This window comes from Proteus sp. G2626, assembly GCF_009915985.1.
Classification (GTDB): domain Bacteria; phylum Pseudomonadota; class Gammaproteobacteria; order Enterobacterales; family Enterobacteriaceae; genus Proteus; species Proteus vulgaris.
This window is the reverse complement of record NZ_JAABNH010000027.1, coordinates 425300-449142: the sequence shown is the minus strand read 5'-3', so window position 1 is coordinate 449142 and position 23843 is coordinate 425300. Positions and strand designations below refer to the sequence as shown.

General features: G+C 35.4%; 19 protein-coding genes and 1 tRNA gene. 10 read left to right on the top strand and 10 right to left on the bottom strand.

Translation table 11 applies throughout. The features are described from left to right. The first annotated feature begins 4 nt into the window (after positions 1-4). Positions 5-943 carry a TIGR01212 family radical SAM protein gene (locus tag GWJ05_RS14550; RefSeq protein ID WP_036936584.1) on the top strand — a complete coding sequence of 313 codons (939 nt, stop codon included), beginning with the start codon at positions 5-7 and terminating at the stop codon, positions 941-943. Positions 944-1065: 122 nt separating this feature from the next. On the opposite strand, the gene dauA is transcribed toward GWJ05_RS14550, so the two are convergent. Both dauA and GWJ05_RS14540 read right to left on the bottom strand, forming a co-directional pair. Further along, entirely contained in the window at positions 1066-2766 is a 1701-nt protein-coding gene (gene dauA / locus GWJ05_RS14545; RefSeq protein ID WP_161681467.1) for a C4-dicarboxylic acid transporter DauA, read from the bottom strand. A gap of 572 nt (positions 2767-3338) precedes the next feature. Continuing rightward, positions 3339-3426: transfer RNA gene (locus GWJ05_RS14540), tRNA-Ser, on the bottom strand. 316 nt (positions 3427-3742) lie between these two features. Between GWJ05_RS14540 and ghrA the strand changes: the two genes are divergently transcribed. From ghrA to GWJ05_RS14520, 4 genes are all read left to right on the top strand, one after another. Then, complete coding sequence (gene ghrA / locus GWJ05_RS14535) at positions 3743-4684, top strand: glyoxylate/hydroxypyruvate reductase GhrA (protein WP_036936589.1); 942 nt, start codon at positions 3743-3745, stop codon at positions 4682-4684. Between the two features lie 202 nt (positions 4685-4886). Beyond that, positions 4887-7790 carry a hypothetical protein gene (locus GWJ05_RS14530; RefSeq protein ID WP_161681466.1) on the top strand — a complete coding sequence of 968 codons (2904 nt, stop codon included), beginning with the start codon at positions 4887-4889 and terminating at the stop codon, positions 7788-7790. 246 nt (positions 7791-8036) lie between these two features. Continuing rightward, positions 8037-8645, top strand: coding sequence for a 2OG-Fe(II) oxygenase (locus GWJ05_RS14525; protein WP_036936592.1), 609 nt, complete (start codon positions 8037-8039; stop codon positions 8643-8645). A 234-nt stretch (positions 8646-8879) separates the two neighbouring features. Next, positions 8880-9452: a TorD/DmsD family molecular chaperone gene (locus tag GWJ05_RS14520; RefSeq protein ID WP_036936595.1), complete on the top strand. Its 573-nt coding sequence runs from the start codon at positions 8880-8882 to the stop codon at positions 9450-9452. A 109-nt stretch (positions 9453-9561) separates the two neighbouring features. Here the strand turns inward: GWJ05_RS14520 and GWJ05_RS14515 are convergent, their stop codons facing one another. Both GWJ05_RS14515 and mdtH read right to left on the bottom strand, forming a co-directional pair. Then, entirely contained in the window at positions 9562-10116 is a 555-nt protein-coding gene (locus GWJ05_RS14515; protein WP_036936599.1) for a lipoprotein, read from the bottom strand. A 42-nt stretch (positions 10117-10158) separates the two neighbouring features. Next, complete coding sequence (mdtH, locus tag GWJ05_RS14510) at positions 10159-11361, bottom strand: multidrug efflux MFS transporter MdtH (protein ID WP_115370920.1); 1203 nt, start codon at positions 11359-11361, stop codon at positions 10159-10161. A 196-nt stretch (positions 11362-11557) separates the two neighbouring features. Between mdtH and rimJ the strand changes: the two genes are divergently transcribed. The 3 genes from rimJ (at position 11558) to GWJ05_RS14495 (ending at position 15222) form a co-directional block, all read left to right on the top strand. Further along, positions 11558-12139 (top strand): ribosomal protein S5-alanine N-acetyltransferase, encoded by a 582-nt coding sequence (gene rimJ, locus GWJ05_RS14505; RefSeq protein ID WP_087802336.1) that lies wholly within the window; start codon positions 11558-11560, stop codon positions 12137-12139. 244 nt (positions 12140-12383) lie between these two features. Beyond that, positions 12384-13922: a murein biosynthesis integral membrane protein MurJ gene (murJ, locus tag GWJ05_RS14500; protein WP_036936606.1), complete on the top strand. Its 1539-nt coding sequence runs from the start codon at positions 12384-12386 to the stop codon at positions 13920-13922. Positions 13923-14949: 1027 nt separating this feature from the next. Continuing rightward, on the top strand, positions 14950-15222 hold the full coding sequence (locus GWJ05_RS14495; protein ID WP_036936608.1) for a hypothetical protein: 273 nt from the start codon (positions 14950-14952) through the stop codon (positions 15220-15222). Between the two features lie 135 nt (positions 15223-15357). On the opposite strand, the gene argS is transcribed toward GWJ05_RS14495, so the two are convergent. After that, the gene (argS, locus tag GWJ05_RS14490; RefSeq protein WP_036936610.1) at positions 15358-17088 is read right to left on the bottom strand and encodes an arginine--tRNA ligase; all 1731 of its coding nucleotides are present in this window, start codon (positions 17086-17088) and stop codon (positions 15358-15360) included. Between the two features lie 172 nt (positions 17089-17260). On the opposite strand from argS, the gene GWJ05_RS14485 reads away from it, so the two are divergent. Together GWJ05_RS14485 and cutC are read left to right on the top strand one after the other, a co-directional pair. Next, complete coding sequence (locus tag GWJ05_RS14485; RefSeq protein ID WP_036936612.1) at positions 17261-17815, top strand: VOC family protein; 555 nt, start codon at positions 17261-17263, stop codon at positions 17813-17815. A gap of 154 nt (positions 17816-17969) precedes the next feature. Then, entirely contained in the window at positions 17970-18722 is a 753-nt protein-coding gene (gene cutC, locus GWJ05_RS14480; RefSeq protein WP_036936614.1) for a copper homeostasis protein CutC, read from the top strand. A gap of 60 nt (positions 18723-18782) precedes the next feature. Here cutC and GWJ05_RS14475 read toward each other — a convergent pair whose 3' ends face one another. The 5 genes from GWJ05_RS14475 to GWJ05_RS14455 form a co-directional block, all read right to left on the bottom strand. After that, the gene (locus GWJ05_RS14475; protein WP_161681465.1) at positions 18783-20357 is read right to left on the bottom strand and encodes an ATP-binding cassette domain-containing protein; all 1575 of its coding nucleotides are present in this window, start codon (positions 20355-20357) and stop codon (positions 18783-18785) included. Between the two features lie 254 nt (positions 20358-20611). Next, positions 20612-21397 carry a hypothetical protein gene (locus GWJ05_RS14470; protein ID WP_052038494.1) on the bottom strand — a complete coding sequence of 262 codons (786 nt, stop codon included), beginning with the start codon at positions 21395-21397 and terminating at the stop codon, positions 20612-20614. 125 nt (positions 21398-21522) lie between these two features. Beyond that, positions 21523-22497: a tRNA 5-methoxyuridine(34)/uridine 5-oxyacetic acid(34) synthase CmoB gene (cmoB, locus tag GWJ05_RS14465; RefSeq protein ID WP_036936619.1), complete on the bottom strand. Its 975-nt coding sequence runs from the start codon at positions 22495-22497 to the stop codon at positions 21523-21525. Next, on the bottom strand, positions 22497-23249 hold the full coding sequence (gene cmoA, locus GWJ05_RS14460) for a carboxy-S-adenosyl-L-methionine synthase CmoA (RefSeq protein ID WP_036936621.1): 753 nt from the start codon (positions 23247-23249) through the stop codon (positions 22497-22499). Before cmoA ends, cmoB begins: the two co-directional genes overlap by 1 nt. Before the next feature lie 186 nt (positions 23250-23435). Further along, entirely contained in the window at positions 23436-23834 is a 399-nt protein-coding gene (locus tag GWJ05_RS14455) for an MAPEG family protein (RefSeq protein WP_036936623.1), read from the bottom strand. Positions 23835-23843 lie beyond the last annotated feature (9 nt).

Here is a 23843-nt window from a genome sequence, read left to right as displayed (position 1 = left end):
TGTTATGCAACTGCATACGGTAGTGAATATGTTCGGCGCTGATCTTCAGCGCCGTTATCACGAAAAGATCCATAAAATCACCCTTCATGGCGGTTTCAACTGTCCTAATCGAGATGGTACGTTAGGGCGAGGTGGCTGTACTTTCTGTAATGTCTCTTCTTTTGCTGATGAACAAACTCAATATCACTCCATTGAAGAACAAATTGCGTTACAAGCCAAAAATATTAACCGAGCACATCGTTACCTGGCTTATTTTCAAGCTTATACCAGCACTTATGCTGAAGTAGAATACCTACGTACGTTATATGAAACCGCACTATTACAAGCCGATATGGTTGGATTATGTGTAGGAACTCGGCCAGATTGTGTACCGATTAGAGTGTTGGATTTATTGCAAGGTTATCGTGATCAAGGTTATGAAGTATGGTTAGAGCTTGGATTACAAACGGCCCATGACAAAACATTAAAACGAATTAATAGAGGGCATGATTTTCAATGCTATCAAGCGACAACGCGTGAAGCTCGTCGCCGTGGTTTAAAGGTATGTACACATCTTATTATTGGGTTACCACGTGAAGATCATCAGCTTAATATGCAAACTTTAGAACATGTTGTGGACACAGGTACTGATGGACTTAAATTACACCCTTTACATATTGTTGATGGAAGCACAATAGCAAAAGCGTGGAAAGCAGGGCGCATCAATGCACTGACACAAGAACAATATGTCTATACTGCGGGTGAAATGATCCGCCATACTCCTCCTGAAATTATCTATCACCGTGTTTGTGCCAGTGCTAGAAAACCGACTCTATTAGCACCAGCATGGTGTGAAAACCACTGGCTAGGGATGAATGCGCTTTATCAAGATTTATTAAAAAAGGGTGTACAAGGGAGTGGAATAAATAAAGCATTTTTATTTAACACTCGCTTAAATAAGTAATTTTTTATTATGAGTTATTGAAATTGTTTTTTATTGAATTTAGAACTAGATGAATTCAGCCTTTAACCATTTATGAATAGTGAGTTAAAGGCTGAATTATTTGGGGAAGATAAAGAACATTGTTACTGAATTAATTCCAAATCATCCAATGCTTTTTGTAATGAAGGATAAAAGTTAAGTTCTCCTTCAATGGGGGTCATTCTCGCTCTTGCCAACGTTTTTAAAGGTTGGAATGGAATATCACACACAATTACATGGGTATCGTGTTTGACATCGGTAACAAAATGTTGGAAAGCATGTAAACCTCCAGCATCTAATACGGGAACAGCATCCCATTGCATAATAACAGTTTTATAACCTTTACTACGCTCACGTAATTCATTAAAAATACGCTCAGCAGCGGCAAAGAATAGCGGGCCATTAACACGTACAACTAATAATTGTTTATCATCATCGGTATACGGGGATTCTGTTATTTTGGTCATATTGGCAATACGACGCATAAATAGCAGTGAAGCCAATACAATACCGATAGTAATGGCAATGACCATATCAAAGAGAACGGTAAGTGATAAACATAACACTAAGACAATAATATCGTCTTTAGGGGCGTGACGAATAAGATCAATAACTTTACGTGCTTCACTCATATTCCATGCAACAATTAGTAATAGAGCTGACATTGCTGCTAAAGGCAAATATGAAAGAAATGGCGCTAATACCAGTAAAGTTAGTAACACCAACAATGAGTGAACAATAGCTGAAACGGGCGATGTTGCACCTGCACGGACGTTAGCAGCTGAACGTGCAATCGCCGCTGTCGCTGTTATACCGCCAAAGAAAGGTGCGACAATATTACCGACACCTTGTCCTAGTAATTCACCATTAGAGTGGTGTTTTTTACCGGTCATGCCATCAAGCACAACGGCACACAGTAACGATTCAATAGCACCTAACATTGCCATTGAAAAAGCCGCAGGTAACAAAGCAGAAACCGTACTCCAATTTAATTCAAGAGATGCTCCAGTGCTTGGTAAATTCCAAGGTAAAACAAACTGAGGCAATATAGGTGGAATACCTTGCCCCGTCGATCCATCTGGCAGTAGATAACTAAATTGTGAGCCAATTGTTGCAACTTCATGGCCAAACATATTCACAATACCCATTACAGCAGTACCTGCTATTAACGCGGGCAAGTGCCCTGGTAAGCGTAAATTTAATTTTGGCCAGTAGATTAAAACAAACAGCGTTGTTAAGCCGATAAGTGTATCACCAAGATGGATAGTAGGTAATGCTGAGCCTAAGGCAATAATTTTATCGATATAGGTTTCTGGTACATGTGTCATTTCAAGACCAAAAAAGTCTTTTATTTGCATGGTCGCGATGGTGATAGCAATCCCAGAGGTAAATCCTAGAGTGACAGAAACAGGAATATACTCGATGAGCTTACCAAAGCGAGCTAATCCCATAAAGACTAAGATAACGCCAGACATAAGCGTCGCAATTAGTAAGCCACTTAATCCAAATTGTTGTGATACAGGGTAAAGGATCACAACAAAAGCGGCAGTAGGGCCTGAAACGCTGTAGCGAGAGCCACCAGAAACAGCAATGACTATACCGGCAATAGCTGCGGTATAAAGACCGTATTGCGGAGGAACACCGCTACCAATAGCCAAAGCCATGGCTAATGGTATCGCGATAATTCCGACGGTGATCCCTGCAATAATATCTTTTAATAAACGCGCAAAAGAGTAAGGCTCTTTTACACATGCATCAATAAATGCACTAAAGGGGCGAACCCGGTTAACTTTATGAGTTTTCATTTAGGCTTAAACCAAAATAAGAAGTCAGATGCCGAATAACGGCGATAAGGAAAAGAGAGGATATCGCTTTTATTCGCTGATAATAATGTGATACATCAAATTATTAATGTATATCTTAAAGCTTAGTAAAAATTAAATCAATTAAACTAATAAGTTAACGTAAAGAGATAATACAATGTATCTTATTGTATTTATTCTGTTGCCTGTATGAAAATAAAGTTTAAATTTATTTTAAAATTATAAAAAGCGTTTTATTTTAGAATAAATGTCATTTATAGGGAGGTAATAAAAGTCTTTTTTTGTCATAAAAATACGATCAAGTTAAATAGCAACCACATAAATGATTATCGACAATTAAAAATTAATAATTAAAGATTGTTAACATATAAGAAATTACTAAATAAAACGATTAAGTAAAAATAAATGATAGACTGTAGACTAAAAATATATCATAGAAAAATAAATTTAAATGAGTGACCCTAGGAAGGGATAAAAAAAGAATCAGATCGAATATCTGATTTTTTCTATAAAAAAATAGAGCCTAGGTGAAAACTAGGCTCTATCTTATAATATGGCGGTGAGAGAGGGATTCGAACCCTCGATACGTTGCCGTATACACACTTTCCAGGCGTGCTCCTTCAGCCTCTCGGACATCTCACCATATTGTTGTTGGATATGAACTTAACATCTCTCAACGGGGCGCTACTATAGGGAAAAGGAGCATAAGCGTCAACAGCTAAATGCATTTTTCTTTTAACTTTTGTCTCAAGCAGCCAAATAAAAAACAATATGCACAAATGCTAGGCAAATTAGGCAGTAAACCAAAGTAAGTATAGGTTAGCGTTTTGAAAAAAGAATTCAGATTTTCGTTAGCGGGTTAACATTCTCAACATTTTTATTAACAACTTATTCAAAGAGACTTGAAATCAGAACGTAACCCTCGCACCCTATGATAAAAATGCTGGAGGAAGGCACAATGAAGATTATTTATTATCATCCTTTTTTTGACGCAGAGACATGGATCAATGGTATGAAAGCACGTTTGCCGAATGCCAATATACGCATCTGGGAACCCGGCGATAATCAACCTGCTGATTATGCTATGGTTTGGCTTCCTCCTTATGAAATGCTCGCAAGTCGCAATCATCTTAAAGGTATTTTTGCATTAGGGGCAGGCGTTGATGCTATTTTAAAACAAGAACAACAAAAGCCTGGCACATTACCTGCAGGTGTTCCTGTTATGCGTTTGGAAGACACCGGAATGGGACTACAGATGCAAGAATATGCGATTGCCAAGGTGATGTATTACTTTCGTCGTATGGATGATTATAAACGTCAACAATCACAACGCTTATGGAAGCAACTGCCTTCTCACTCTTATGATAATTTTGTGATTGGTGTTTTAGGTGCTGGAGCTTTAGGGGGTAGCGTTGCAACTAAACTGGCAGAATTAGGTTTTAATGTTCGTTGTTGGAGTCGAAGTCAAAAAGAATTCAATAATGTTGAGAGTTTTTATGGTAAAGATCAACTCAGCGATTTTCTCAAAGAGTGTCATTTACTGATTAATTTATTGCCTTACACACCAGAAACTCATGGTATTTTGAATTTTTCTCTTTTTGAACAGCTTAAACCTTCTTCTTATTTAATTAATCTTGCTCGTGGTGCTCATTTAGTTGATCAAGATTTATTAGAAGCGATAGATCAAGGATACATTGCAGATGCGACTCTTGATGTTTTTGCTCAGGAGCCTTTAGCGGGTATGCACCCATTCTGGACTCACCCCAGAATTTCTATTACACCACATATTGCTGCTTTCACAATTCCAAATATTGCAATGGATACTATTGTTGAAAATATTCAACGAATTGAAAAAGGAGAGGCTCCTTTTGGTGTAGTTGATATGAATAGTGGATATTAAAGATAATTAATATCCACTTTCGTTTTATATAATAGGCGATAAAATTTAGTTTATCGCCTATTTTTTTGTCTGGACTTTCAAAAAACAACATTTTTTTTATTATTTATATAAGGTAATAAAAATCTGACTATAAATAGATATCCCTTGAAGTTTATCTTATCGATGATTATCTCATTCTTTTGATAAAATGAGGTATACAATAATGAGTATAACAAAAGTAATTAATAGTACGCTTCACCCTATGGATGATTTATATAGTCAGAAAAAAGAGACTAATACTAATATAGTAGGAATAAATAACAATAATAAAGTATATAATAAAGAACTCAAGATACAAAAAAAAGAGAAAAATTTCAGTCTAAATAATGCAAACAATTATGTGTATTTAGGTTCGACAAATATGCCACTGCTTAACAATATGGGGATTACGCTTACAGATGATGGCTCATTAATGTTAATTAAAGGAAAAACATATGATTTATTTACAGGGTTATATCAAAAACACATAAAAAATGGATTTAAATATAATGTGTTTAATATTGAATCAAAAACGGGTGAAGATATGAGGTTTAAAGAGCTTTATGTCGATTCACAAGGCTATTTAATTGGAAATAGAAGAAGTGAAAACCAAATAGAAAATAAAGATAAAATTAACAGTGAACTTTATAAAATTAAATTTAGTAAGATAGAAAAAGATTATAATTTAAAAGATGATTCATTAAGTGAAATTGATAATAATTTCATTATAGAATATGAGAGATATGTAGTCGAAAGTAATTTAAAACATGATTTATCAAGTATCAATAATATTATAGAAATCAAAGAGAATAATATTTTAAAATTAAATAGAGAAGGACTAAATATAACAATAGAAGTTAAAGATAATCAACTTGTTACAACTGGATTACCTGCTACCTTATTATCTAAGGGGGATGAGGTTGATAGTGAAGCCTTCGTTAAAAAACATAAAATTAGGCTTCCATTAAAAAAAACAGATAAAATATTAGCAATAAAACCAATATTAAATCAAGTCCAACTTGTGGTAGATAAAGGTAATAAAATAAAGATATATTATCTTGATCCTTTGAACATTTTTGCTATTAAAGATTATCAGTACGAAGTGACTCGTTTAAAACAAGAACCACCTTTATCTTTTTATTCGATGATAGGCGAAAATAATTATAAAAACTATCATTCAGGACAACCTTTTTCGACTCAAACAATAGGTAATTTTAGTAGCCGACATATTCCTTTTATTTCATCATTTATTGATAATGCAAGGATCCATATTGATAAAGCAAAACAACAATATGCATTAAAAAAATATGACGCAATGGTGAAGAATATAGCGAAAAGTATTGATCCTGGATTTCGAGGGATATTTTCTAATATTAAAGGTTTAACTAATTCATCAAGTCTACCTAATAAGAGTAAAAATATAGCATTATATAGTATAAAGAAAAATATCCATAAAGATTATGAAGTGATAAATAGAGTTATTAAAGGAATTAATAATGGTATAAAACAAGGTGAAGTAATTTACTCTTTAGTTAAAGAGTTAAAAAAGAGTGAAAGTATTACAATTAGCCATGATAATGATATTCGTGCATTTTTTGGCATTAATGTATTTAATTTATCAGGCAATATGGGAGTAAATGCTTTTATATTAGCGAATTACGCTAAAAATCATTCACTTATATTATCAAAAAATGAGAAAGATAAAGTCACATTCTCATTTATTAATAAAGCTAATGCCAATGTTTCGGGGGGGTTATCGGCAGGGATCACTAGTTATAATAAGCAATGGCAGGATGGAGCGATTGATTATGGACTGGTTACTCCTGTAATGGCAAGTGTACTTCTTGATATAAACTATAAAAAACACTCGAGTTTTTCATTTACGATTGAGTTAAAAAATGTAAGTGAGTTTATTAATAAAGGATTAGATCTCTCTGAAAATGAACTTCAATATAATTCAATACTAGAAACCAATAAAAAAATGGCATTCTCATTAGGAAGTGAGATAAGAAGTGAAATCAATTTAAATATTGAAACTAACCTTAATCCAGATACAAAAGTCATTATACCAAGAAATGCTATTGGTACTAATTTTGCGTTAAATTTGATGAAGCTAGATTTAAATATCAATAAACTCATCTCTTATGGCGAGATAGAGTCTAAGAGCTCAGAAAAAAAGGTTAATCTTGACTTTTTTGAATTTTATTTTGAATTTTATCGAGACCTAAAAATTACGCCATCAACAACAAGTTCTACAAATCATATTCAATGGTATCCTTTAGCAACGGTTAAAAATTTTGAGACAATGCTACAAAAAAAGATTAATTCCTTATTTAGAATACCTGTTTATGATAGTGAGTATAATAAAAAGAAGAAAGAATTTGAAGAAAAAAGGAAAGATTTAAAAGGAATATATAAGAGAACACTCAAGCTAAATAAGTTGTTTGATATTTATCCTAATGAGTACGATGTTTCTAGTAGTATTAATAAACTTGATAATATCTATTTATCTTTATCAGCAAATAAAAAACAAAGTAATAAACTGGATGGCTTGTTACAAAGTAAAAAATTAAACCCAAAAGATAATTTAATAAATCAATCAACATACTTAACTAATGAAAATGCTAAATTAAAACAATTTCTATCAGACTTAAAAGAGAGAAAAGAAACACTGTCTTCACAAGAAAAAGATAATATGAATGAAAAATTCAAACCTTATTTTATTTCTAAATATCAATTAGATCCAAGAAGTAAGGAGATCTATAATGGGGTTAAAACAAGGGTTCAAATACTTTTAGATGAAGTGAGAGTGAATAAAAATCTTAATTTAAATGAGATCAAAAATAAGTTAGATAATTTATATAATGAATCAAAGAAAGAATTAAATAAAGTTAAATATTATATTAATTCTATAGATGTTATGTCGGTAAGCGAGTTAGCGGATAAAGGTAAATCATTACCGCTAATATTTTTGCGCTTAGGAAGTAAAAAATCTATTTCACATCATCAAATTAAGGGGGAAATTAAATTCTCTTATGATGAAAACAGAGCACAATTAGAAAAAATATCTACAAATTATTATTTTTGATAAATCATTTGTTTACCTTATGTGTTTTAAGAGAAAATCGTATGGTTAATCGATAATATAATGTTTATTAAAGGTTTTTTTATAACACTGAAAAGTATAAAATTTTATTTATCTTTAAAAATGTCTGTTTTGTGGAATTTATCTCTAATTAATGAATATTATCGAAAAGATAAGTTTATTAAATTGCAATTTCACTTGTCTTGGTGATATAAAGTTGTTTCCCATGTTTATCAGACAATATACTTAATGAATATAGCAGAACTTCTTGAGCAAATAGCAGAGAAAGGATGGTGTGTGTGGGATGACTTCCTCACACCAGAAGCTGTTCAACAATTGCGAGCTTGTTTTGGTGATAATGCTCAACAAGCACGTATAGGTCGTCATGAAAATCGACAAGCAGAGACGACAATACGCAGTGATAAAATAAGCTGGCTAGAACCTAATATGGGGATACCTGTTCAGCATTATTTAACGCAGATGGCGTCTATTCAACGAGCTGTAAATCGTGAGTTTTTTCTAGGGCTTTTTGAATATGAAGCGCATTTTGCTTGTTATGAAAAAGGGGCTTTTTATAAAAAGCATCTTGATGCTTTTAGAGAAAATGTTACTCGACGCTTAACGACTGTATTATATCTTAATGAGGATTGGACAAAAGAAGACGGTGGCGAATTAGTTATTTATGATTTAGACGATAATGAACTTGCAACAGTTGCTCCTAAAGGTGGACGTTTAGTTGTTTTCCTTTCAGAACAATTTCCTCATGAAGTACTTCCTACTTATAAAGAGAGAATAAGTATTGCAGGTTGGTTTCGTGTAAATGGTGTCAGGGATAATTTTCTTGATATAGCAAGTTAACTAATGTAATTAAAATGCTGTTGTCATAAAGTGATTTTTATTGTTTTTTATAAAATTGCTTTAAAAGATAAGTGGCATGGGATGAGGCGCGTTTTTTATATTAAGTAAAAGCTTAATTATTAAGAGCGCGCTTTTTCTGTTTTAAGATTAAGTGAATAACCATAAAAAAGAAAAAAGTTGATTTTTTTATCGTTAAAAGCACAATAACCCGAAACTTTTTAGGATAAAAATACAATGAACGAATTCTCAATAGTTTGCCGACTGTTAGGCACATTATTTCAAAGATCCCCCAATGACCCTATTTTAGCGCCAATTATTAAAATGATTGCTGAAGGGAAATTGACCCAATTATGGCCTCTGGAACAAGACGAGTTATTTAATACACTAAAAAATAGTGTTAAAGATTTGACTACCGTTGAAGCAGATTATCAATCTCTTTTTGGCAACAAAGTTCCTGCGGTGTCTATTTATGCTCATGATTATGGAGAGATCAAAGAAGACGATATTCGTCAGTTCTTAGTCGCAAGAGGCATGCCTGTTAGTGAAAGTGCCACAGATAGCTTTGGTGCTTTATTACTTGCAGCCTCCTGGCTTGAGGATAATTCGGCACAAGATGAATTATTAGCTCAAATACAACTATTTGATGAGTATCTATTGCCTTGGGCTGGGATCTTCTTAGGGAAGGTTGAAGCTCATGCAACAAGTGGCTTTTATCGTACCTTAGCAGGTATTGCCCGGGGCGCATTATCAGCATTACGTGAAGAACTCTCTGATGATGCCGAGAGCGAAGAGGCTGAATCAGAGTAATATCATACTTTCTTTGTAATGGTATTTTACTATTCATAAAAAAGGCAAACCATTAGGTTTGCCTTTCTCGTTAATGACGATAAATATTTTTAATCAACTCACGTAACTATTAGAGTTGGATCACGAATTTACCTGGCTTAACTTCAATCCCTTTAGCTAGTTTAAACGCTGCAGCTTCGGCACTATTTTTTTCTGGGTCAAGAACATAAACAGGTTGATTATCAAAGTAAGTTGTGATTGTTGTATCTAAATAAGGTTTTAGTGCCACAACTACCGCATCCATTTTTTCTGGTGATACTTTGTAGTTATCAATAGTCATTGATTTTATATATATCGCCCCTTGATCTGCTTGATAAGAGGGTTGACCTGATAATATAAGATCAACTTTGGCACTGGTTTTACCAAAGAATGAGTTAATTTTTAGGTCGGCTGTACCAGAAAGGTTAATTTTACCCGGCTCAGTACGGCCAATTTGAATAGTAAGATTGCTTAATTTAATATCAGCAGATACAACGTCATCTTCACCTATATGTTTCTGAAAATTTGTTTTTTGACTGATATAGTCATTAATGAGGTTTTCACTTACATCAAATTGTTTTAGCTGATCACAACCTGTGACTAAGCTTGTTAATACGAACATGGTTGTTAGAAAAATAGCTTTCATAAACACTCCTTGATCACTGATAATTAAGAGTTTACCTGATCTTTAGGGAGTAAGCATGGCTGTTTCTATTTTTTTACGATTAAATTGGCGGTGTAGTGCATAAAGTGTTATGAAACCAACCGTTCCTAGTAAAAACCAAGGTAATTCAGGCATATTGAATTGATTACCTAAGTCATACATCCATCCACCGCCTGTATATCCAATGGCACCACCAAAAGCTAAACCTAATCGACTAAATCCCATATAACTGCCACGAGCCCGAGGATCGGCAAGTGATGCACTTAACGTTTCACGCGCAGGCTCTGCGGTAATAGTACCGAGATAGAATAAACCAATAATTAGAAAAATACCTTGTAATGAGTGGATCATACCAACAGGGAACATGCTGATGCTCATTAAAAATAAACCCGCCATTAAACGTTGTTCTAATTTGAAGCGTTTCTCACTCCAGCGAGCAATAGGATAAAGCAACGTTAAAGAAAGTAAGGCTTCAATGGCATACATCCATTTTACAGCAGTCGGTGTGCCAGCAATATCGTTGACGATAATAGGGAACATCAGCATAACTTGAACAGATAAGACAAAATAGCCTGTTAACGTTAAGACATAACTGACAAAGCGTTTATCCAGGAATACACGATTTAATCCTTCTTTAATTGGTGTTTTGGTGGTAGATATACGGTAGGCAGGTAATAGCCAAGCGTTAAATAAAGCGGCGATAACAAAAACACCTGCGCCAACCCAGCATACTAAATGAAAATCATATAGTAATAACCAACTACCAATAAGCGCACCAATAACAGCACCGGCACTATCTTGCATTAATAATAAAGAATAAAAACGACCACGTTCATAAGGACGGGTTAATTTAATAACCAGTGCGGTGCGAGGCGGGTCAAATAATGTTCCCCCTAATGCGGATAAAATGCAAGATAACCAAAGTATCCAAGGTTGGTCTGCCATTGCCATTAAAGCAAAACCTAAAGCGCGTAATAACATTCCTGTTATTATCATTGGTTTTGCACCAAATCGGTCTGCAATAGCGCCACCAAAAATACCTAGACCTTGTTGAACTAATTGCCTAAGCCCTAACGCAAAACCAACAATAACACCAGCCCAACCCAATTGTTCGACGAAACGAATGGAAATAAGTGGAAAAACGACAAAAAAGCCTAAGACAACTAACATATTGTCAATTAGGAGGAAGTATTTACCCAAGGTACGGGCTTGTGTTACCAGTGCCATTACTCACCATCAATAAGCAAATAATTTAAATAAATAAGGGGGGAATGAAATAATTTATTTCTTCGACTATTCTGTCTCTAAATGTGCATAATTCCTAGTAAATTAAAGATGATATTTTTTTATTAAGGTTAGTGGCAGAATAAGAAGAGTTGCTTCAGAATTAGGCTTATTTATATCAAAGGATAATGAGATCGTAATGTTTGGTTATCGTGGTGGAATTCCTAAAATTCGTTTTGAAACACAAAGAATGATCATTCGTTTAGCATACGAACGAGATGCAGAAAGATTGGCTAATTATTATACATTAAATCGTCGTTTTTTAATTCCCTGGGAACCATTAAGAGATAAAACACACTATTTACCTTCTGGTTGGGAACATCGTTTACAATATATGAATGAATTACACCGGCAAGAAAGCGCTTTTCATTTTCTGTTATTAACGCAGAAAGAAGATGAAATTATTGGTGTTGCTAATTACAGTAATGTTATGCGTGGCGCTTTTAATGCCTGTTTTTTGGGATATTCAGTCGGTGAAAAATGGCAAGGGCAAGGGTATATGTCTGAAGCTTTAACGGAAACACTCCGTTATATGCAAAGACAACAGGGTATGCATCGAATTATGGCGAATTATATGCCTCATAATTTACGTAGTGGAAATTTATTGGCCAAACATGGCTTTGAACGAGAAGGGTACGCCAAAAACTACCTGCAAATTAATCAAGAATGGCGAGATCACGTACTGACTGCATTAACAACGCGAAGCTATTTTAAACGTTAAATATATTGATCGTAATAACAGAAAAGTATTGTTGATAATTATCTTTCTAACTTCTTATGCTGGAAATGATGTTGAGAAAGATACGCACGAAGCGTTAAGAATAGGTGTTTTTTTTATTGTTTGGCTGGGTAAAAATAAACAGAGTCAGCTTATTCCTAGCGAATTGAAGATTGATTTTTCGATGTTAGAGACGGAGTATAGTCCCTTTCTTTTTATTCCATTCAACAAAAATTAGAATGATTTTATGAATTTACTTAAATCACTTGCTGCGGTGAGTTCTATGACTATGTTTTCACGGGTCTTAGGATTTATTCGTGATGCAATCATTGCGCGTATTTTTGGCGCAGGTATGGCAACAGATGCTTTTTTTGTTGCGTTTAAATTACCAAATTTACTTCGCCGTATTTTTGCTGAAGGCGCATTTTCTCAAGCTTTTGTTCCGATATTAGCAGAATATAAAAATCAGCAGGGCGATGAAGCAACACGTACTTTTATTGCTTATGTTTCAGGTATGCTGACGTTGATCCTTGCGATTGTTACGTTGATTGGTATTGTCGCTGCACCATGGGTTATTTATGTCACAGCGCCAGGTTTTAGTAACTCACCAGATAAGTTTCAACTTACGACTGATTTATTGCGAATAACGTTCCCTTATATTTTTCTTATTTCATTGGCTTCTTTAACGGGTTCAATTCTAAATACCTGGAACCGTTTTTCAGTACCTGCTTTTGCACCCACTTTACTCAATATCAGCATGATCTTTTTTGCTTTGGTTGTTGCTCCTTATTGTAATCCCCCCATTATGGCATTGGCATGGGCGGTTGTTGCTGGTGGGATATTACAACTTGGTTATCAATTACCACATTTGAAAAAAATCGGTATGCTTGTACTACCTCGAGTCTCATTTAAAAACAGCGGAGTCTGGCGTGTTTTAAAATTAATGGGGCCAGCTATTTTGGGTGTTTCAGTTAGCCAAATTTCCCTAATTATCAATACAATTTTTGCCTCTTTTTTAGTTTCAGGCTCCGTTTCATGGATGTATTATGCAGACCGATTAATGGAGTTACCTACAGGCGTCTTAGGGGTTGCATTGGGAACTATTTTACTTCCTTCATTATCAAAGAGCTTTGCTAGTGGGAATACTGAAGAATATAGAAAGCTGATGGATTGGGGGTTAAGATTGTGCTTTTTATTAGCCTTGCCTTGTACTATTGGTTTAGCTGTATTATCTGGGCCGTTAACAGCGTCTTTATTTCAGTACGGAAATTTTAAAGCTCACGATGCGTTAATGACACAACAGGCGTTAATTGCTTACTGTGTTGGGCTGATGGGGCTTATTATCATAAAAATCCTAGCGCCAGGTTTCTATTCTCGTCAGGATATTAAAACACCAGTAAAAATTGCTATTGCAACATTAATACTGACACAATTAATGAATCTTGCATTTATTGGTAGCCTAAAACATGTTGGTCTTGCGCTTTCAATCGGTATTGCCGCCTGTTTTAATGCTGCGATGCTGTTTTGGCAAATCCGTAAGAAAAATATTTATCAACCTTTGGCGGGGTGGCCTGTATTTTTATTAAAACTAGCGGTTGCGCTGGTGGTTATGGGAGCTGTTTTAGTTGGCATGTTATGGGTTATGCCAAGCTGGGATGTGGGAAGTATGCTAATGCGTATTTTACGTCTATTACTGGTCGTTGTAGTCGGGGCTGGTAGTTATTTTGTTGCCTTGTATATATTAGGTTTTAGACCTCGACATTTTTCATTACGTGCTGCTTTATAACTCATAAGATAGACTCCTCGCTTTTGGGATAAAAGCGGGGAGATTAAATTAACAATATTTTTATCAGTGTTATTCCTCTCATTTAGATCCTTTCTCTATTTCTAGACTATTTATAATGCAACATTGATCACACTTTTGGCATTTAGTTAGATTGGCTTTATGCCGTCTAAAAAGAAAAATAGAATAAAAAACGCAGAAATTTTTTTTCTTCATTATTTTTTTTATTAAATTTTTTTTCCAATTTCTGAATGATTTATACAGTTTTTCGGCATTAACATGTGTTTTTTAAGAAATACTCATAAATTATTCTAATCATTAATCATATCGAATATCTTTAGACAATTTGTTGATCAATGGTGAGATTCTACATAAAGTAAAAAAATAGACGCTATATTCTAAGTACTTACGGTTTGACGAATTATCTTTTTTTAGATAAACTCTCTGGTGTTGTCTAGGTTTAAAAAATGACACATCTGTTAAATATTTCTTACTAAATGATGAGATATTACAAATATTTCAAAATATTGCAGTATATTTTAAAATATTTGATTTTTTTGATTTAAGACATATTATTATTTCTTTATTCAGGTAGATTAACCGTGACTGTAAAGTTATTTGCTTGTTATCGTTCAGTACTACTGAAAGTGATCATATCTATTTTGTCTGCGCTTCAAATAGGTAATACGATTGCTGGGGATAAGCAGTAAACAATAGGTCGTGTGAATAATGAAATTAATGCTAAATCTATTATTAATAGACAATTAGATTACTGGTAATTCGGTATGGTACACTAATTATTGCTTTCATTTGTCCGCCATTGTTTTCTGTTTTTCCCTCTCTTTTCAAATCCTTCGCCACCGTTCTTATTTTTTTCATTGATAGCTCAATAACTCAAATATTTCTTCGTTTGTTCGTTATACTCAAAGTAGTTATAAACGATTAGATATTCCAAGTTTAAAGACGACTGAACAATCAATTAGTTGATTTTTTAGTAAGAATAAAAATAAAAGAGTGTCAAGGATCTACTATGAAAAAAGCCATTATCATCTCTGTGTCATTAGCTACGTTATTTCTTGCTGGTTGTACTGCTGACGGGAAATTTAATACCTCAAAATTAACGCCAGTTAATTGTGTGGGGGTATTTGACAAGACAAATGAACAGCTGTCATTTACGGCTAAAGATGTCAACGATCGCCTTTATAGCCCAAGCAAACCAATAGATAGCGTTGATGGTTGGATTGAGGTAAAAGATATCAGAGGGCTATTGTGTCAGGATGTTATAACTGCTAATGAAGATTAGACTAAATAGCATTGGAAGTTTATTGAGTGATTGTTAGAAGTGGTTTTTGACGATATTGAATTAAGAGTAATAGATAAAAAAACCGATGGTTAATGCCATCGGTTTTCTGTCTATGTCATTTGCATATTGAGCTAATTACATTCTATCAACTGTTTCAATTCCTAATGTATCTAAACCTTGCTTTAATGTTCTTGCCGTCAAGCGAGCCAGTTTTAGGCGACTTTGGCGAATGCTTTCATCTTCAGCAGATAAGATAGGGCAGTTTTCATAAAAACCCGAGAAGGTTTGTGCCAGATCGTAGAGATAAGCACACATCACATGAGGTGTTCCTTCGCGAGCAACTTGCATGATAGTCTCATCAAATTGCACTAAACGCAGTGCAAGTTGTTTTTCATGAGATTGTGTTAACTCGATAGGTTGCGTTAATGTGTTCTCATCAATTTCTGCGCGTTTGAAGATTGAGGCAACGCGAGTATAAGCATATTGCATATAAGGTGCGGTATTACCTTCAAAACTTAACATCAGATCCCAATCAAAGATGTAATCTGTTGTACGGTTTTTAGATAAGTCAGCGTATTTTACAGCACCAATACCGACAACACGAGCAACATTATTTAACTCGTCTTGATCCATATCTGGATTTTTTTCAGCGATTAATGTACGTGCTCTTTCTTGTGCCTCATCGAGTAAATCCGTTAAACGGATAGTACCACCAGAACGTGTTTTAAATGGGCGACCATCTTTACCTAACATCATACCGAACATATGGTGTTCAAGTGACATTGAATCAGGGATGTAACCTGCTTTACGGACAATAGTCCACGCTTGCATTAAATGTTGATGTTGGCGAGAGTCGATATAATAGAGCACGCGGTCAGCATGTAGGTGTTCGTGACGATATTTAGCACAAGCAATATCCGTTGTTGTATAAAGGTAGCCACCGTCTTTTTTCTGAACGATAACACCCATAGGTTCGCCTTCCTTGTTTTTATACTCATCCAGGAAAACAACCGTTGCCCCCTCACTTTCTACAGCAAGGCCTTTTGCTTTTAGGTCAGCGACAATGCCAGGCAACATCGGGTTATAAAGGCTTTCACCCATGATGTCATCTTCAGTTAGCGTGACATTAAGACGCTGATAAGTCACTTGGTTTTGTTGCATAGTGATATCAACAAGTTTGCGCCACATTGTACGACAATACTCATCACCACCTTGTAATTTTACAACGTAATTACGTGCACGCTCGGCGAAGACTTCATCTTCGTCATAACATTTTTTTGCTTCACGATAGAATTCTTCGAGATCAGATAATGCCATATCTGCGGCATTTTCGTTTTGTTTTTTCTCTAAGTACGCAATTAACATACCAAATTGTGTACCCCAATCACCGAGGTGATTAGCACGAATAACGTTATGACCTAAGAAAGATAAAGTACGTGCACTTGCATCACCAATAATGGTGGAGCGTAAGTGGCCAACATGCATTTGTTTTGCAACGTTTGGTGATGAATAGTCGATAACAATAGTTTGAGGTGCAACAGGTGTTACATTCAGATGTTCATCGACTAATGCGTTTTCAGCTTGTTTAGCAACCCATTGCGGAGATAAGAAGATATTGATAAAGCCAGGACCTGCAATTTCAACTTTATCTGCAATACCTGTAATATCAAGCTGTTCCAGAATTTTTTCTGCGAGTTGTCGGGGTGGGATCCCCATTTTCTTTGCTGCTCCCATGACACCATTTGCCTGATAGTCACCAAATTGTACTTTGGCTGACTGACGGACAAGAGGTTCGCTATCAGCGGGTGCGCCAGCAGCACACATTGCCACACTGATTTTTTCTGAAAGAAAAGCCTGAATATTCACCGGGTTACCTTAAATTATTGAGAAAATAAAACCTGACGACAAAAGCCTGACAGGTTTATTATAAAGAATTAGGATTAACCTTGAATTTATAACATATTCCGGCTAGAACATGCTACTATCTGCGCCTTATCTTTAAGGTTTTTTCTCTGTTTTTTCATTAAGGTTATTCAACATGGCGTTATTTTCTTCAATCCCTCAATTAAATGATTTAACTCACGCGCTTCCTCTGTTTGAAGAAAAAATGACACAGCTTGCTAATCAGTTAGGTTTAAATTTTACATATTATCTTACGGATCATATTTCGTTACGTTGTCACGATTTAACGTTGGCTGAGCAGTGGCGAAAAGGGCTTAGTCTATGTGGAAAGTGTATTTCTGATAATGTTATTAATGGGCGCCCAATTTATCTTTTTCAATTAGACACGCCATTAACGGTTTTAAATCAAGCGGTTTCTATTGTTGAATTACCATTCCCTACACATAAAATATATGAATACCAAGGTTGGGAACATATTGAGCAAGTGATCCCCGTCGAGCCCGCAGATTTAGTGAATAAAGTCATGTCTTTTTTACCCCAAACGTTACCTGAGAGTGTTAGCTTAAAAATCAGTGAACCTAAAGGTGAGAAAGAACGGTTGCCTAATCCAACGGTAGCTATTTCTAACGGGAAAGTGACAGTAAAGTATCATCCTTATTCGTTACTTGAAATCGTAGAAAGTGAGTGTTGAGCGACACTTTCAGAAAATAGTTTGCTTGTGTCAGCACAAAATTCTGATAGCAGAATTGAATGAATAACGATATTCGACAACTATTGTTAGTAATCGCTAAGAAATGATATTTATTTTCTGATTACTTTCTGTATTAAGGATAAAGAGGGATGATATGGCTACGTTGGAGATTTGTTGTTTTGGCGCAGAATGTGCGCTAGTGGCAGAACGAGCAGGTGCAGATAGAATTGAGCTATGCACGAGTCCTTCAGAAGGTGGCATTACGCCAAGTTTTGGGATGCTAAGACAAGTCAGAGATCTGGTTCGTATTCCCGTTCATCCTATTGTTCGCCCTCGAGGTGGGGATTTTTGTTACACACAAGCTGATTTTTCAGCTATGAAAAATGATATTAGTCTTATCCGTGATATGGGATTTCCAGGTGCGGTTGTTGGTCTTTTAAATGAAGAAGGGCATATTGATTTGCCTAAAATGGATATTTTAATGGAGCTTGCTGGCCCTTTAGCCATTACTTTTCATCGCGCTTTTGATATGTGTGTTAACCCCTTATTGGGGTTAGAACAACTGACACAGTTAGGTGTTTCTCGTATTTTAACTTCAGGCCAACAAGCGAATGCGGAATTAGGTTTACCTTTATTACGTACATTAAATGAAAAATCACAAGGCCCTATAATTATGGCTGGTGCTGGCGTAAGGCTCAGTAATATCCAAAAATTCCTAGATGTAGGATTAAAAGAAATACACAGTTCAGCAGGAAAAGTGGCACCTTCAACCATGATTTATCGTAAAGCAGGTGTAACAATGAGCTCTGATAGCGAGGTTGATGAATTCACACATTATTGTGTAGATGAAGATACCGTTGAAGCGATGAAAGATATTATGAGTATTCATACGCCATTAGCTTCTTAATTTTAATTAAATTAATGTTAGTGAGCGATTTTAGAACTGCGCCTTTTATAGCGCAGTTTTTTATGCAATATCGTCTAATACCAAGGTATGTGTTATACCACAGTGTTCAACAAAGACTTCATCGTGAGAAACCAATAACAATGTACCTTGATATTCAACTAATAAATTCTCTAATAGTTGTTTGGACTCAATATCAAGATGATTATCAGGTTCATCAAGCAATAAGATCGCGGGGGGGTTTGGACTATGTGTTAAAGCCAATAATGTTGCTTTTAATTGTTCTCCACCACTTAGTTTTTCAAGTGGTAGTAAAGATTTATTACCTCTAATTCTCAACATCCCCAGTCGAGTTCGCCATTGTTCGATAGAAATGGCAGGTTGATACTGATGTAACGCTTGTGCAACAGGCAATGTTTTATCAAGTAAAGTAAGGTGTTGATCGAGATAACAATAGCCTTGATTTAGACGAAACTCACCAGAGAGTGGAGCAAATTGCTGGATCAAACATTTCAATAATGTTGATTTTCCGCACCCATTTTTACCTTTAATGTGCCAATGTTCATTACTATAAGCTGAAAATGAAATAGGGTGTGGGTAGCCATAGGGAAGTTGAAGATTATCAACAAACACATTTAAGCGATGGCCTTCACTTTGATAATTCAACGTGATTTTTTGTTGATGGATATGTGACTTTTCTTCATCAATACCTTGTTTTTGAGACTGCATCTCTTCTATTACACGCTGATGGCGTTTTGCTACAGCAGATTGTCGTTGTTCTGCTCTGTTTTTCTGCATATCCAGCAAAAGTAAGCACTGGGAGCCACTTTGTCTGATTGACTCCCCTTGATGTCTACGTTGTATAGCTTTTTGTAATGTGGCTTGTTGTTGGCGCTTTTCATTTTTAATCTGACTATTTAATCGTTCACTGGTCGTGTCTAAAAATGCGATTTCTGCACTTTTTTGTGTTTCATATAAAGCATAATTTCCACCATATTCAGATAAACCTTTTTCACTTAACTCTAAAATAGTGTCTGTATAAGTGAGTAATTTTCGATTATGGCTTACGATAAGTGATCCTGATTTATGTTTTGCTAATTGATTTATTAGCCACTGTTGCCCTTGATAATCGAGATGATTATCGGGTTCATCTAATAAGAGAAAGCAATCTGTTTGTAAAAATGCGTGGCAAAGTGCCAAGCGCGTTTGTTCTCCTCCACTTAAATGCGCAATGGGGGTATCAAGTGCGACAGCAAGCTGTGCTGAATCTAATAAATTTTGCCAAGTAACAGGGAGTTGCCATTTGCCATCAAGTAATTCAATGTCTTTTAATGTTGCAGTCCCTGTATCAACGCGTTGGAAGGCTTGATAAATTTCATTTATATCCAATGCTTCAGCAACTGTATTGCCTTGAAGTCGTGTGAATTGGTCAACATATATAAAAGGGATATTCCAATTAATTAGCCCAGATGATGGCGTTATTTTTTTTGCTAATAATTTTAATAATACGGATTTACCTTTACCGTTATAGCCGATTAATGCATTTTGCTGACAAGCTAATGCGCGAGTTAATCGCGAGAAAAGAGGTTCTTGATTAAATTCTATAGTAAGTTGTGAAAAGTGACAGGCTATTGCCATAGTAATACCTCCTAAGCGAAATAGGCGGCAGACAGCAGAAATCTTCTTCTTGATGCGACGAAATAAATTATTGTCTGCCAGTAACAGAGAATGAATATCCAAAATAGTATTTGAAATATTTTCTGGCAGAATTTAGTTCATCGTAGGGATGTGCCTTCTTAAAAAGAGAAATAATAGGGGGGTGATAACTTCTGTATTAAAGCATGAATAAAGATGAACAACAAGTGTCGAATAAGGCACGCTGTGAGTAGTTTTTATTTTTCTAACATTATCCGTTTATAAATCGATGATATATTAATATAGGTTATGCAAGCTAAAGGGATACCATAAAATAGAGTGCCGTAAGCCATACCAATATGTGGAACATTAAAATAATCACTATGCTGTGGAATTAAATAAAGATAATTAATATTGTCTAAATATTCGGGTGTTAATCCACCATAAGGGACTAAAAATTGAAAAATCATGACGGAAAAAAGGCATAGCATAAAATTTAAAACTAATAGTGCAGAATAGAATAAATTTTTCCCCATTTCTTCTTTTGTTTTCACTTGATAACCACTGATAATTCGATTTGCAACAATTACTACATAGAGCCAAATAATCAGATTTTCATCCCCCATAATCATACTATTGATAATAAGAGCAAATATTCCATAAAATGGAATAAGAGCAAAAACAAGTTTAGTACGACCAAAGGCTGCCATAAACACACCTGAATGCACGAGAATAAATTCAAATAAGAATAAAACGGTTAGGTTATAAATTGTTTGAACTGAAAAATGTTCAGGAAACCACCATACGGTAATAATAAAAGCGATATATAAAAGTTGCGTGGCATAGTCAAATAATGAAAAAAAGATTTGTACTCCACGTTGTAATGGCGTCAGTGGCAGGTGTTTTGCTGATGTTGTTTCTACAAAGGATGAGAAAAGAGGAACATCGTATTGTTGATGCTTACTCTTTTGTAAAAGGGTGTGTTGTTTTTTTTGTGTTATTTTCTTTTGAATAGCCACTTTGCTCTTTGGTGTTTTCGCCATAATTTCTTTAATCGTTCATCTGCAAATAAAGGGGCGTGTAAGATATTTTTAATAAAAATAGGATCCATTTTATGAAATAAAGGGATATTTAATAACTTGATATCCCCTTAGATCCAAATAAAAATTTAAGGCTTAGTTGCAATTAATATTGCTCGTTTAGGCGCAGGATAACCCTCAACTGTTTTTGTTTTATCATTCGCATCTAAGAATGCGTCTAATGAATCTGTTATCATCCAATCTGTTTTACGTTGCTCATCCAGAGAGGTTGTATTTTCATCGACAATGTGTACATTTTTAAAACCACATTTTTCTAACCAAACTTTTAGCATTTTTGCCGACGGGATAAAGTACACATTACGCATTTGTGCATAACGTTCACCAGGGATCAGGCATTGAAATTCATCACCATCAACAACGAGGCTTTCTAATACTAATTCACCGCCTGAAACCAATTGATTCTTTAATTGCCATAGATGATCCAGTGGTGAACGACGATGATAAAGCACTCCCATTGAGAATACGGTATCGAAGGCTTTTAATTCTGGCATCTGTTCAATGCCAATAGGAATTAAATGTGCACGTTGATCATTTCCTAATAATTTTCTGACGGCTTCAAATTGACATAAAAAGAGTTGAGTGGGATCGATCCCCACAACACATTCAGCCCCTTCACCTAACATTCGCCACATGTGATAGCCACTGCCACAACCGACATCCAACACCAAACGACCTTCAAGAGGCGAAAGGTGAGGCAAAACACGATCCCATTTCCAATCTGAGCGCCATTCTGTATCAATATCGACCCCATAAAGGGAGAAAGGGCCTTTTCGCCATGGCATTAAAGACTTCAGAATATTGTTCAAACCCAGTTGTTCACCAGCACTTAATGCGGGCGTTCTATTGGCAATCACGCCATTTTTTAAATCAAGTTCAGTAGGGGTAATGTCTGGCAAACCATCGAGCATTCTTTCCCATGAGGAAAAGTGACCATGTAACGCATTTGAGCGCCATTCTGATAATTGAGCTGGTAATGTATCTAACCAATGAAATAAGCGCTCATCTTGCGCAATAAGTTGATAGAACGAGCCAAAATTAATCATTAGTTATTGCCTTTAATCGCTAAAAGCGAGCCGAAATTAAAACATTGGAACCAAACTTCTGCATGTGGAAAACCTGCATTATGTAAGCGAGCTTTATGCGTTTCAACCGAGTCTGTTAGCATGACATTTTCTAACATACTACGTTTTTGGCTGATTTCTAATTCGCTGTAACCGTTAGCACGTTTAAAATCATGGTGCATATTAAACAGTAATTCACCAATTTTTTTATCTTCAAAACTGAATTTTTCAGAAAGGACTAACACGCCACCGGGATTTAGGCCTTGGTAAATGCGGTTTAATAATATTTGGCGATCGCTTGGCGCTAAGAATTGTAAGGTGAAGTTAAGCACGACCATTGAGGCATTATTAATGTCGATATCAAGAATATCACCTTCAATAATATCGACGGGTGTATCCGCTTTATAAGCATCAATATGGCGTTGACAGCGTTCTACCATGGCGGGTGAATTATCCACACCAATAATTTTGCAACCCGCAACATCAATATTACGACGCATAGAAAGCGTGGCCGCACCTAAAGAGCAGCCTAAATCATAGACTTGGCTATTGGGGGTAACAAAGCGACCTGCAAGCATACCAATCATAGAGATGATATTAGAGTAACCAGGTACAGAGCGTTTTATCATATCAGGAAACACTTCAGCGACTTTTTCGTCAAAGCGCCAGTCACCCAGGTTAGCAATAGGGGTCGCAAATAAGCTGTCTTGTTGTGATGATTTTGAATTCGACATAACTAAAATAGGTTTTAGGAATAAAAGAAGTGAGCATTCTACCAGAAGCGACGGTGCTCACAAAGTTGCATTCTTTAGAAAGAAATTGGAAAAAATAAATAAACCTTTTTGATCCCTTGCCGTTATTAGACACAACAGCAAGGATGTCGGTTTTGATCATGGATGATCATATTATTCCTAAAGGACTTAGTAATAAAAGGAAAAGATTTGTATCCAAGGCAGGAAATAAATATTAGCAATGATCATCAATAACATTGATAAATAAGTGGCAGCCATGCCTGAACGACGCCAGCGAAGTTCACGGTGTTTTAATCCATATGAATGTAAAAAGCGACCGACGATTAAAATTGAACCACAGATGTGCACCATCCAAACAAAAGCTCCATTCATTTCCATGACCAGTAATAAAACCATGGAAATAGGAATATATTCTACCGCATTACCGTGAACACGGATGGCAGTTTGTAATTCATAAAAGCCACCATCACCATAAGCAACCCGATATTGTGTTCTGAGTTTTACGACATTGAGGGACAATTTAATCAATAACAGTGCGCCCAGTACGATATAAAGCGAGCTAACCATCTTTTCTCC